The 13,383-nt window shown below is 67.7% G+C and carries 6 protein-coding genes; 4 read left to right on the top strand and 2 right to left on the bottom strand.

Going from position 1 to position 13,383, the window contains the following annotated elements; translation table 11 throughout:
- Window positions 1-47: 47 nt before the first annotated feature.
- Window positions 48-281, bottom strand: a complete 234-nt coding sequence (locus AB1Z25_RS02530) for an MbtH family protein (RefSeq protein ID WP_107798078.1) — start codon at window positions 279-281, stop codon at window positions 48-50.
- Window positions 282-524: 243 nt separating this feature from the next.
- Here AB1Z25_RS02530 and hmlG point away from each other — a divergent pair, with 243 nt between their 5' ends.
- From hmlG to AB1Z25_RS02510, 4 genes are all read left to right on the top strand, one after another.
- On the top strand, window positions 525-8,975 hold the full coding sequence (hmlG, locus tag AB1Z25_RS02525) for a jagaricin-like haemolysin non-ribosomal peptide synthetase HmlG (protein ID WP_486636509.1): 8,451 nt from the start codon (window positions 525-527) through the stop codon (window positions 8,973-8,975).
- Window positions 8,968-10,296 (top strand): jagaricin export MFS transporter HmlH, encoded by a 1,329-nt coding sequence (hmlH, locus tag AB1Z25_RS02520; RefSeq protein ID WP_486636508.1) that lies wholly within the window; start codon window positions 8,968-8,970, stop codon window positions 10,294-10,296. Before hmlG ends, hmlH begins: the two co-directional genes overlap by 8 nt.
- A gap of 4 nt (window positions 10,297-10,300) precedes the next feature.
- Entirely contained in the window at window positions 10,301-11,080 is a 780-nt protein-coding gene (locus tag AB1Z25_RS02515; RefSeq protein WP_107798075.1) for a thioesterase II family protein, read from the top strand.
- A gap of 766 nt (window positions 11,081-11,846) precedes the next feature.
- Window positions 11,847-12,170: a hypothetical protein gene (locus AB1Z25_RS02510; protein ID WP_486636507.1), complete on the top strand. Its 324-nt coding sequence runs from the start codon at window positions 11,847-11,849 to the stop codon at window positions 12,168-12,170.
- Window positions 12,171-12,315: 145 nt separating this feature from the next.
- Here the strand turns inward: AB1Z25_RS02510 and AB1Z25_RS02505 are convergent, their stop codons facing one another.
- Entirely contained in the window at window positions 12,316-12,510 is a 195-nt protein-coding gene (locus AB1Z25_RS02505; RefSeq protein ID WP_486637340.1) for a DUF7660 family protein, read from the bottom strand.
- Window positions 12,511-13,383: the final 873 nt, after the last annotated feature.

The following is a 13,383-nucleotide window of genomic DNA, read 5'->3' as shown; positions in this document are numbered from 1 at the left end:
AAAAGTCGCCGCAATGCGGCGACTTCAAAAACAAGACATAGACACCATTAATTCGCGGAAGGGGAAGCCGTTTGATTTTCCTGCATGAACTGCCTCAGGCTCAAAGGACGCATATCCGTCCAATTCTTTTCAATATAGTCCAGACACTCCTGTTCCGCGCCGCTGACGCCAAGCGAGCGCCAGCCGGCTGGAATGTCGCGATATTCCGGCCATATCGAATATTGCTCCTCGTGATTCACCACCACGATGTATTTGGTTTCGTTCATCGCGTCCTGCGTCATATCAACCTCCGTGCCGTCGCTAGAAAATTAAAACAGTTTCTAAATAAATCTATTTATCCAACCAAAACATTGCTAATTGGAATTGTTTAAATCGGAGAATACCGACTCACAAAACCCGCCGAAGAATATACCGCATAAATTGAATATTTTTACAGACCTCGAAAAATAATCGAAATCAAATCGGGCGCGATGGACGCGCAGCCCGATGGGCGCCGACAACACATCACCTGGAAAGCCATTGAAATGAGCGTTAGCGATTGGAACGATAACGACCTGGACCTTCTCGACCATTTGCTGGAACAAGAACTGGACGTCTTGCTCCCGGCCCCCGCGCCCGTCGACGGCGGGCGGATCGCCCGCGGCGACGCCGCCTCCGGCCCGCTGTCCTTCCAACAACAGCGGCTCTGGTTCCTGCACCAATTGAGCGCCGGCGCCGCCGCCTACAATATCTGCTCCGCCTTCCGCCTGAGCGGCGCCTTGCAGGCGGACGCGCTGTGCCGGGCCTTTGATTGCGTGGTGGCGCGCCACGCCTCGCTGCGCACCGCCATCCGCGAAGTGGACGGCGCGGCGGCGCAGATCCCGCAGCCGGCCGGCCGCGCGGCCATCGAGCGCCTGGACTGGTCCGGCCTGCCGGCCGAAGAAGCCGCCTCCCGGCTGGAGGCGCTAGCGCGCCGCGAAAGCGCCCACGCCTTCGACCTGTCCGTCGGCCAGCCGCTGCGCATCGCGCTGCTGAAGCTGGCGGCGGACGAACACGCGGTGGTGCTGACCCTGCATCACATCGTCGGCGACGCCTGGTCGCTGACGGTGCTGATGGACGAGGCGGCCCGCGCCTACGCCGCGCTCAGCCGCGGCCGCGCGCCGGAACTGCCCGAGCTGCCCATCCAGTACCTGGACTACGCGCGCTGGCAGCACGCCAACGGCCGGCAAGACCGCTGGGACGCCGACCTCGCCTACTGGAAAACCCAGCTGGCCGGCCTGCCCACGCTGGAGCTGCCCACCGACAAGCCGCGGCCGCCGGTGCAGGGCTTCGACGGCGCCACCGTGGGCTTCGACATCGGCGCCGATACCGCCGAGCGCCTGCGCCGGCTGGCGGCGGCCGAACGCACCACCCTGTTCTGCCTGCTGCTGTCCGCCTTCCAGGCGCTGCTGGCCCGCCACGCGCGTCAGGACGATCTGGCCATCGGCACCTCGCTGGCCGGCCGCGAACGGGTGGAAACCGAGGGGCTGATCGGCTTCTTCGCCAATATGCTGGTGATCCGCGGCCGCATCGGCCCCGCGGACAGCTTCCGCCAGTTCGCGCGCCGGCAATCGGACACCATGCGCGACGCGGTGGAGCACGCCGCCGTGCCCTACGACCAACTGGTCGGCGCGCTGGGCCAGGCCAGCCGCGACCCCAGCCGCAACCCGCTGTTCCAGGTCGCCTTCACCCTGCTCAACATCCCGGCGGCGATGCCGACGCTGGACGGGCTGCGGCTGACGCCGGTGCTGAGCCAGGAGGCCGCCCGTTTCGATCTGGAGCTGTTCATGCGCGAGACCGAGGACGGCCTGTCCGGCGCGTTCTCTTACAACACCGCGCTGTTCGAGCGGCTCTCGGTGGAGCGACTCGCCGAACAACTGAGCCTGCTGCTGGACGCCGCCAGCCGTCAGCCGGACGCGCCGCTGGCCGCGCTACCGCTGACCACGCCGCAGCAGGCCGCCGCCCTGCTGACCCTGCCGCGGCAGGCGGCAGCCGTCGATTGCGAGCCGGTGCACCGCGCCTTCAGCCGTTTCGCCGCACGGCACGCCGACGCCGCGGCGCTGCGCTGCGACGGCCGAGAGCTCAGTTACGGCGAACTGGAACGGCTGTCGGACACCGCCGCGCGGCGTCTGGCGGCCGCCGGCGTGCGGCCGGGCGAACCGGTGGGCCTATGGCTGACGCCCTCCTTCGAAATGCTGATCGGCGTGCTGGCCGCGCTCAAGGCCGGCGCCGGCTATGTGCCGATGGACCCGGCCTATCCGGCCGACCGCATCCGCTACATCCTGGAAGACAGCGGCGCGCGCGCCGTGCTCAGCACCGAGGCATTGGCGCCCTCGCTGCCGCCCTTCGCCGGCCCGCTGCTGACGCTGGACGCGGCGGAACCCGCGCCGGCGGCGGCGCTGCCGGCCGGCGACGACCCGGACGGCCTGGCCTACATCATCTACACCTCCGGCTCCACCGGCCGGCCCAAGGGCGTGGCGGTCAGCCACCGCAACTGCGCCCGGCTGTTCTCCAGCAGCGCCGAGCTGTTCCAGTTCGGCCCGCGCGAAGTGTGGACGCTGTTCCACTCCTACGCCTTCGACTTCTCGGTATGGGAAATCTGGGGCGCGCTGGCCCACGGCGGCGTCCTGCTGATCGTGCCGCCGCTGCTGGCCCGCTCCTCGGACGCCTTCTACCAGCTGTTGTGCGAGGAAAAAGTCACCGTGCTGAGCCAGACCCCGTCGGCCTTCCGCCAATTGATGGCCGCCGAGGAAGCGAACCCGCGCGAAGGCGATCTTGCGCTGCGCTACGTCGTCTTCGGCGGCGAAGCGCTGGACCTGAGCAGCCTGGAACCCTGGCTGGACCGCCACGGCGACGACTACCCGCAGCTGATCAATATGTACGGCATCACCGAAACCACCGTGCACGTGACCTTCCGCCGCATCGGCCTGCCCGAAATCAAGCGCAAGCTGGGCAGCGTGATCGGCGCGGCGCTGCCCGATCTGTGCATCCGTCTGCTGGACGACGCCCTGCAGCCGGTGCCGCCGGGCATGGTGGGCGAAATCCACGTGGGCGGCGCCGGCGTGGCGCTGGGCTACGTCAATCAGCCGGAGCTGAGCGCCCAGCGCTTCATGCCGGACCCGCACCTGGACAGCGGCCTGCACTTCTACCGCAGCGGCGATCTGGCGCGCGTCACTCCGCGCGGCGAGCTGGAATACCGCGGCCGCGCCGATCAACAGGTCAAGCTGCGCGGCTTCCGCATCGAAACCGCCGAAATCCAGGCCCTGCTCAGCCAGCACCCGGCGGTGGCGGAAGCCGCCGTGGTGGTGCGCGGCGACGGCGATCAGGCGCGGCTGGTCGCCTACGTCGCCAAGCGCAGCGGCGTGGACGCCGCCGCCAAGGACAAGGACAAGGGCTGGCTGCCCGCCTTCGACATGATCTACGAGGACGCGCCGGCCGAGGACGCCGACCTCGACCTGGTCGGCTGGACCGACTCCTACGACAACGCGCTGATTCCCGCCGAACACATGCGGCGCTGGCGCGACGAGATCCTGAGCCGCATCCGCGCGCTGAACCCGCGCCGGGTGCTGGAAATCGGCGTCGGCAGCGGCATGCTGCTGCTCGCCGTCGCCCCGGACTGCGAGCATTACCACGGCCTGGACTTCTCCGCCCGCGCGCTGGAGCGCCTGGGCCGCACCGTGGCCGCGCGCGGCCTGGAACAGGTGACGCTGGAGCGGCGCGAAGCCCGCGAGCTGGCCGGCCTGCCGGACGACTTCGACACCGTGATCGTCAATTCCGTGGCGCAATACTTCCCCGACGCCGCCTACTTCCTGGACGTGGTGGACCAGGCGCTGGCGCGGCTGCGCCCCGGCGGCAAACTGCTGCTGGGCGACCTGCGCCACCTGGGCCTGCTGCGCCACTTCCAGGCCAGCCGCCTGCTGCGCCGCCTGCCCGCCGTCGCCCGCCCGACGCGGGCGGAACTGCGCCGTCAACTGGACGCGCTGATCGCCGAGGAAAAGGAACTGCTGGTGGACCCGGCGCTGTTCCGCCGCCTGGCGCGCCGCCGCGGCGACATCGCCGCAATCGAAATCCGCCTGAAGGAAGACGGCGGCGATTGCGAGCTGACCACCTACCGCTACGACGTGGTGCTGAGCAAGGGCGCGCCGCGCGCCGCCGCCGCGCCGGCCGCAGACGCCTCGCGCTTGCGGCCCGGCCTGGCCAACCGCCGCGCCGCCGAGGTCAACCGCTTCCTCGCCTGGCTGGATCATGATCCGGCCAACAGCGCGGCCGACGACGAAGCCGCCGACGGCCAGCCCTGGCGGGCGCAAGCGCCGTCTGACGCCGCCGAGCCGGCCGAACTGCTGGCCGAAGCCGCGGCCGCCGGCCTGGCCGCCCGCCTCAGCTGGAGCGAGGACGCCGCCGACGGCCGTTTCGACCTGGCCTTGGCCGCCGCGGCCGACGCCCTGCCGCCGCTGGCGCTGGAACGGCTGGACGGGAACGACGACGGCGAGCCCACCGCCTGCTTCAACACCCCGGCGCAAAGCCAGCCGCGCGACGCGCTGGGACCCGAGCTGCGCCGCCATCTGGCCGCGCACCTGCCCGACTACATGCTGCCGGCCGCCTTCGTCACCCTGGACAAACTGCCGCTGACCCATAGCGGCAAGCTGGACTGGCGCGCCTTGCCCGAGCCCGGCCAGGCCCAACAAGGCGGCGCCGACGCCGGAGCGCCGCCGCGCAACCGCGCCGAAAACGAAGTGGCCCGCCTCTGGGGCGAGGTCTTGGGCGTCGGCGGCCTGGGCCGCGAACAGAACTTCTTCGAAGCCGGCGGCCACTCCCTGCTGGCCACCCGGGTCATGTCCAGGCTGCGCGCCGAATTCGGCGTCGAACTGCCGCTGCGCACCCTGTTCGAACACCCGACGGTGGCCGAATTCGCCGCCGCGCTGGCGGCACGCGTCGCACTGGAAGACCCCGCCGCGCCGGCCTCCGCGCCGGAGCGCCGCATCCCGCCGGCCGACCGCTCGCGGCCGCTGCCGGCCTCCTTCGCCCAACAGCGCTTCTGGTTCCTGGAACGGCTGGACCAGGGCGAACACGGCGTCTACAACATCGCCCAGGGCCTGCGCCTGCGCGGCCGCCTGGACCTGGCCGCGCTGCGCGCCGCGCTGGCCGGCGTGGTCCGCCGCCACGAGGCGCTGCGCACCCGTTTCGCGCTGAGCGACGGCGAGCTGCGGCAAATCGTCGACGGCGGCGACGGGCCGGAACTGCAGGAACTGACGCTGCGCGTGGACGCCGGCGACAGCCTGGACGCGGCGCTGAATCGCGCCGCCGACGCCTTCGCCCGGCCCAAGTTCGACCTGGAGGCCGCGCCGCCGCTGCGCTTCGCCCTGCTGCGCATCGGCCCGGACGACGCCGCGCTGCTGATCGCGCTGCACCACGCGCTGTCCGACGGCTGGTCGCTGGGCGTGCTGGTGCGTGAATTCGGCGAGCTCTACGCCGCCGCGCGGGAACAACGCCCGCCCAGCCTGCCCGCCCTGCCCATCCAGTACGGCGACTTCGCCCAATGGCAGCGCGACGCCCTGTCCGGCGAACGCTACGACCAGATGCTGGCGCGCTGGAAAACGCGCCTGGCCGACGCCCCGGCGGCGCTGGAACTGCTGGGCGACCGGCCGCGCGGCGCCGACGGTCCGCGCCGCGGGCGCTTCGTCCGCTTCGATTTCTCGCCGGCGCAGACCCAGAACTTGCGCCGGCTGGCCGAGCGCGCCGGCGGCACCCTGTTCATGGTGCTGCTGGCCGGCTACGCCGAACTGCTGTCCCGCTACAGCGGCCAGCGCGATCTGGTGATAGGCAGCCCCATCGCCAACCGCAATCACCTGGACCTGGAGGGCCTGATCGGCTGCTTCGTCAACACCCTAGCGCTGCGCGTCGATCTGAGCGGCGCGCCCAACGCGCTGCAACTGCTCTCGCGGGTCCGCGACGTGGTGCTGGAAGCCTACGAACTGCAGGACATGCCGTTTGAAACCATCGTCGACGCGCTGCGGCTGGAGCGCTCGCTGGCGCGCAACCCGCTGTTCCAGACCATGCTGGTGCTGCAGAACGCGCCGCTGGACACGCTGCGCCTGCCGGGGCTGGAGCTGGAAACCCTGTCCAACGACGACAGCTCGCCGCGCTTCGACCTGACCCTGACCGTGCACGAAGCCGACGGCGGCCTGCAGGCGATGCTGGAATACGACGTCGACCTGTTCACCAACGCCGGCGCGCGCAGCCTGGCCTCCCGGCTGCAACGCTTGCTGCTGGCCATGGCCGATCAGGCGGAACAGCCCTTGCCGCGCCTGGCGCTGCTGGACGCGGGCGAAAGCCGGCGGCTGCTGGCGGACGACGGCGACGCGGCGTCCGCGCCGGCCACCCTGCTGCCCCTGATCGAGGCCAGCGCCGCCGCCGCGCCGGAAGCGACGGCCTTGAGCGACGAGCGCCTCAGCCTGAGCTACGGCGAACTCAACCGCCGCGCCAACCAGCTGGCGCGCGGCCTGATCCGGCTCGGCGTCGGCCCGGAAGACATCGTCGCCATCGCGCTGCCGCGCTCCGCCGACGCCGTGGTGGCCATGCTCGCCGCGCTGAAAGCCGGCGCCGCCTATCTGCCGCTGGACCTGGACTACCCGGCCGCCCGTATCGCCTTCATGCTGCAAGACGCCGCCCCGCGCTGCGTGCTGACCCTGAGCGACGCCACGCTGCCGGACGGCGCGACGCGGCTGAATCTGGACGAGCCGGCCCTGCAAGCGCAACTGGCCGCGCTGCCGGACGGCAACCCCGCCGACGCCGAGCGCGTCCGCCCGCTGCGGCCCGAGCACCCCGCCTACCTGATCTACACCTCCGGCTCCACCGGCGTCCCCAAGGGCGTGGCGATCCAGCACGGCAATCTCCACGCCTCCACCGCCGCCCGCCTCGCCTTCTATCCGGCGGAACTGTCGCGGCCGGGCACCGCCTTCCTGCTGCTGCCCTCCTTCTCCTTCGATAGCTCGGTGGCCCTGCTGTTCTGGTCGCTGGCCTGCGGCGGCCGGCTGATCCTCAGCCGCGCCGGCGGCCAGCTGGAGCCCGGCTACCTGGCCGGCCTGGTGGAGCGCGAGCGGGCCGAAGTCTGGCTCAGCCTGCCCTCGCTGTACCGGACTGTGGCCCAGGCCCAGCCCGCCGGCTGGGGCGGATCGCTGCGCGCGGTCCTGTTCGGCGGCGAAACGGTGTCGGCCGGCGACCTGATAGGCCAAGGCCGGCGCTTCTACAACGAATACGGCCCCACCGAGGCCACCGTCTGGGGCACCGCGACGGAAATCGCCGCGCGCGACGGCCAGCCCGTCGACATCGGCCGCGCCATCCCCGGCTACCGCGCCTACATCCTGGACGAAGCCTTGCAGCCGACGCCGCCGGGCCTCGCCGGCGAACTCTACCTCGCCGGCCCCGGCGTCGCCCGCGGCTATCTGCGCCGCCCGCGGCTCACCGCGGAGCGCTTCCTCCCCAACCCCTTCCGCCGCGGCGAGCGGATCTACCGCACCGGCGACCGCGCGCGCTGGCTGGCGGACGGCCGCATCGAATACCTGGGCCGCGGCGACCAACAGCTGAAGCTGCGCGGTTATCGCATCGAAACCGGCGAGATCGAAGCCGCGCTCAGCGCCCAGCCCGGCATCGCCGCCGCCGCGGTGGCGCTGCACCACGCGCCGCCCGCCGCCGCGCGGCTGGTGGGTTATCTGGTGCCGGCGGACAGCGAGGCGGACACCGCCGCGCTGCGCCGCGCGCTGGCCGAACAACTGCCGGAATACATGATCCCCAGCGCCTGGGTCAGCCTCCCGGCGCTGCCGCTGACGCCCAACGGCAAGCTGGACCGCCGCGCGCTGCCGGCGCCGGAGCTGGCAGCGCGCGCCTACCGCGCGCCAAGCACTCCGCTGGAAACGCAGCTGGCCGCGCTGTTCGCCGCCGTTCTGGGCCTGCCGCGCATCGGCGTGGACGACAGCTTCTTCGACATGGGCGGCCACTCGCTGCTGACGCTGCAACTGTTGTCCCGCATCCGCGAGGAACTGGGCGTGGAGCTGCCGCTGGCCTCGCTGTTCACCTCCGGCACCGTCGCCGAGTTCGCCCGGCTGGTTCAGGAGGCCGGCCAGGCCGCCGCGCCGTCGGTGCTGGTGCCGATCCGGACCGACGGCGACGACGGCACCCTGCTGCTGGTCCACGACGGTTCCGGCCAGATCATCGGCTATCAAAAGCTGGTGGAGCGGCTATCGCCGCGCCGGCGCGTCTACGGCCTGCAAGCGGCGGGGCTGGACCCGGCCGTCGCCGCCGACGACAGCGTGGCGGCCATGGCCGAGCGCTACGCCGCCGCCGTGCGGCAAGCCGGCCTGCCCGGACCGCTGATCCTGGCCGGCCACTCCTTCGGCGCCGCGGTGGCGGCGGAACTGGCGCGGCGGCTGGTCGAGACCGGCGTCGAAGTCAGCCTGCTGGCGGCGCTGGACGCGCCGCCGCGCCCGGACGCCGGCTTCCTGAACGAGCTGCCCCAGGACGAGGCCGGGCTGCTGCATTACATGGCCCGCACCGTGGAAATCGCCACCGGCAAAACGCTGGCCGTCTCGGAAGACATGCTGCGGCCGCTGGACCGCGCCGGGCGCTTCGCGCTGCTCAGCCGGCGGGTGCAAGACTCCGGCCTGTTCCCCCAGGGCATGGACCCGCGCCGGGTGGAGGCCATGTTCGACGTCTACCGCGCCAACCTGCTCAGCCTGCGCGGCCATCAGCCGCAAACCGCGCCCTGCCCGGTGGCGGTGTGGGTCACCGACGGGCTGGCCGCCAGCATGGCCGGACCGGCCGACCTGGGCTGGTCCGACTACGCCGCCGGCCCGGTCCAGGTGTTCCGCGCCGCCGGCGAACACGCCGACATGCTGCGCGAGCCGCATGTGGCCGGGCTGGCGGACAGCTTGGAGCGCGCGATGCGAGAACGCCATGTCTAAGCCCATGTCCGCCGCCCTCGCCGCCCCGCCGTCCTCGCTCTGGCGCGACCGGCGCTTTCTCTGGCTCTCCGCCGCCTGGTTCTGCTCCATCCTGGGCCAGCAGACCGCGCTGATCGCCCTGCCCTGGCTGGTGCTGCAGCTGGGCGGCGACGGCCTCGCCCTCGGCCTGGTCGTCACCGCGATGGAACTGCCGCGCGCGGTGTTCATCATCGTCGGCGGCGCGGTGGCGGACCGGCACTCGCCGCGGCGGGTGTTCCAGTGCTCGCTGCTATGCTGCGCGGCGCTGCTGGCCCTGCTAGGCTACGCCGCCTACCGCGGCGGGCTGCCCTTGGCCTGGCTCTATCCCTTCGCCGCCGCCATGGGCGTCGTCGCCGCCTTCACCGGGCCGTCGGCCGCCGCCCTGCTGCCCAACACCGTGCCGGAAGACAGGCTGCAACAGGCCAACTCCGTGTTCATGGCGGTCAACCAGCTCACCTTGCTGACCGGCCCCATGCTGGCCGGCGCGCTGATCGCCCTGCCCGGCGTCCGCGCCGGCGGCGGCCTGGGCCTCGCCTTCCTCTTGGGCGCCGCCTGCTTCCTGAGCGCCGGCCTGATGCTCAGCCGGCTGCGGCCGCTCGCCGCCGCCGCGCCGGCACCGACGCAATCCGCCGCCGGCATCCTGCGCGCCATCCGCCGCGGCGCCGCCTGGACCTGGGGCGACGCCACCCTGCGCGCGCTGTTCTTCTACTGGGCGGTGATCGCCTTCCTGACCGCCGGCCCCATCCAGATCGGTCTGCCGCTGCTGGTCAAGAACGTCTTGGGCCTGGACGCCGGCCATTTCGGCACCCTGCTGTCCGCCCAAGGCGCGGGCAGCCTGCTGGGCATGGCCCTGCTCAGCCTGCTGCCGCCCAAGACGCTGGGCCGGCTGGGATGGATGGTATTCTGCGCGGACGCCCTGATGGGTGCGCTGATCATCGGCCTAGGCCTGTCCGCCGCGTTTGCCGCCAGTTGCGCGATGATGTTCCTGATCGGACTCTTGGGCGGCCTGGTGCAAGTCCGGCTGATGGCCTGGATCCAGGCCCGCATTCCGGCGGAGATGCGCGGCCGGGTGATGAGTTTTTTGATGTTCATGATGGCGGCGGTCACGCCCTTGTCCACCACGCTGGCCGGCCTGAGCCTGACCTCGGCGCCGGTGCGCGCCTTGTTCGCCGGCGCCGGCCTGCTGCTGATCGGCGTCGCCGTGCTGGCCTTGTGCAGCCCCCGGCTGCGCGCCATCGGCGCGCCCGCCGGCCCCGGCGCCGCGGACGCCCGAGCCACCCCTTCCCTGCAAACAGGAGACTGAATCGATGCACCCCACCCCCTGGCTCCAGCGCCAGTCCGCCAGCCAAGCGCCGCGGCTGCGCCTGTACTGCTTTCCCTACGCCGGCGGCCACGCCGGCGCCTATGCCGGCTGGCAAGGCCGGCTGCCTCCGGAAGTGGAAGTCTGCGCCGCGCAACTGCCCGGCCGCGCCGCCCGCTTCCGCGAAGCCGGTTTCAAGGCGCTGCCGCCGCTGGTGGACGCGCTGGCGCGGGAATTACCCTTGGACGACGAACTGCCCTTCGCCTTCTTCGGCCACAGCATGGGCGGCCTGATCGCCTTCGAACTGGCGCGGCGGCTGCGCGCCCAAGGCCGGCCGCAGCCGCTGCGGCTGATCGTGTCCGGCTGCGACGCGCCGCAACACCGCCAGCCGCCGCGCATGCTGCACCGGATGGACGACGACGGCTTCATCGACGCGCTGCGCGACTACAACGGCACGCCCGCGGAAATCCTGGCCCACCGGGAAATGATGGATCTGCTGCTGCCCACCCTGCGCACCGACTTCGAACTGGTGGAAACCTATCGCTACCAGCCGGCCCCGCCGCTGGCCCTGCCCATCACCGTGCTGGCCGGGCGCGGCGACCGGCAACGTCTGCCGGAACAGACCGAAGGCTGGCAGCGGGAAACCGCCGCGCCCGCGCGCGTCCACTGGTTCGACGGCGACCACTTCTTCATCGCCAGCGCCCGGGACGCCGTGCTCGCGCGCCTCAACAGCGAACTCGCCGATGCGCTGTCCAGCCCTGCCGCCGCCATGCCGGACCTTGCCTAAGAACCTGTTCACGATCTTTTCTGATCGGGAGTATTGTTCAAGGCATTGAATCCGCTTCGCGGATGATGATTTAGGGCCGGTTCCGCCCTGACCGAGCGAGGCAAGCGTAGCGTCGCGAGGGAATAAAACGGAAAGGGGAATTTGCGCGGCCAAATTCCCCTTTACCCCAAAGGCCGCCCTGCAAGCCTGGCCTACGGCTTCCCGCCGGTTCCCGTCAGTCCCGAGGCGCGGCTGAACTCTCTACGTGCGAATCTCTGATTTGCTCAGTGATGGCGCGCTAACGTCGCGCTGCTCGAACAAGCAGCCGCTTAAGACCTCGGGCCTGCCACCCGTCGGCAGGCTTGAAGGGACTGGGGCGCGTCGGATACGTGGTCTCCTACATATCTAGCAGCGTTTAACCACACCTACAAAAGATCATAAACAGACTCTAAGCCTCTGCCGCCGGAGGAAACACCGAACTCAAACGCGCCCGGCCTCGCTGCGCCGCCATAGCGGACGCCCGCCCCTTGCCTCCCCGCCACAGGCACGTGATAATCCGGCCGTGCTGTGCTTCAGCACCGGGCGTAGGAACCCGAGTTGCATCATGGCGGACATCACTGCGAGAGCAGCTGTGTCCGTGTGCCTTGTCATGCCCTCATAGGCGGACCGGGCGAGGCAGCCCACGGGCTGGCCGGTTCCATGGTGCCGGTATTCCTACCCTCGTTCGGGCTGCCGCCCACCGTAGGAAGTGGGCTGCGGAAAACATACCGTACATCATGGAGGCACCATGTCTAACGCCCCTCGCCCCCACCACATCCCATCTCTATCAAGCTTGCTGCTCCAACTGAAAAGCTTGCGTCAGCAGGATGCCACGCTCCACCCGATTGACCCGCTATTGCGGCAACTCGACGCGTACTGCGAACACTTCGATCACAGCCTTCATCTGCTCAGCCTGGAATTCAATCAAGTCAGCACCGCCTTGTCGGCGCTGGCGGCGATGCTGGAGCAATCCAAGCTAGACACGCTGGAATGCGAACAGGTGTATTGCCTGCTGGAACCCTTCGCCCACCGCTTGCAACAGACTACGATGCAAATGCAGGAACTGGCCTAACCCCTCCAAACGACCAAAGCCCCAAGAGGGGCTTTGGTCGCTGGGTTACTATGTTTTTTCACTCAGATGAAGTCAAAACTATTCGCATTATAATTTTTATCGCAAACTACATGAACATACTATTCCCACGCAAGGAATATAACTATTATGCGGCATAAACGGTAGCAGCCAGCAGTATTTCTACAGCTATCTTCCAAGTAATTTCTTCAACATCCACAACTTCATCCATATTCTTATAGAATCCACTCATATCCCTTGCAAGCCCAGAAAACCCAGCAAGAAACTGGCCAAGGGCAACATTACCCCACTCACCGCTATTATTTTTATGATCTTGATTCAGACATTAAACAAACTAAACAAAATTCACCTTGATTTCACAAATTTTGCAAAGACACAAAGCTCATCACTGGTCATTTTCACTTACCCCACGAACCCAAACATACTTCCTCATCAAGTTCAAGACTTTCACACCGACCGAATAAATATGAACTTTTATTCAAAACAGCATCAACTAATCAACATAAAAAATAATATCATTACATTTATGCAATTCTCTCTCCCTATCGACACCCTTTTAAATAAAGATACACATCAAAAAATGACATTCCCACCCCTGAAGCCCCCCCTGAAATAACTGCCCACTTGAGCGCCCTAAAAAAAAGCTCCTGATCTAAATTCCAATTAAAATACCCAACAAAAGGCCAAGAAATAATTGGCGAAGCAAAAATAGCAAAAACATAACCAAAAACAAAAATCAATACAAACAAAAGAGTTTGCACGAGCAACCTAGTCAAAAAAAACTTTAAAAACACAATCACTTCTTCCCTCCATTGCATTGTAACGCATTAACAACATTGCCCCCAGTTGCTTCCTGAGTAATTCCACCCAGATTATTACCAACAAAAGAGGGAAGCCCGCTCGGCTGATTCCATCCCTTTACCTCATATGGTCCAACGGTTATCCAGTCTGACCGATACCATGGATTCAGCTTCAGATTTAGTTGTCTAGCTATAATGCTACCAATATCAAAACCAACAACACTACCTACTGCTGCACCAGCCATACCAGGCAAAGGATCCTGCCCCTGAAATCCAGCCAAACATTAGCAGAATAGGTATTGAACGCAACTCTCCACAAAATTAATCCAATTCGTCCAACAAGCAGTAGCGCTCCAAACAAACACCCATAAAATTAATAACAAATCAACCCGTAG

The organism is Chromobacterium sp. HL1, from assembly GCF_057418835.1.
This window is presented reverse-complemented; position numbering and strand designations above follow the sequence as displayed.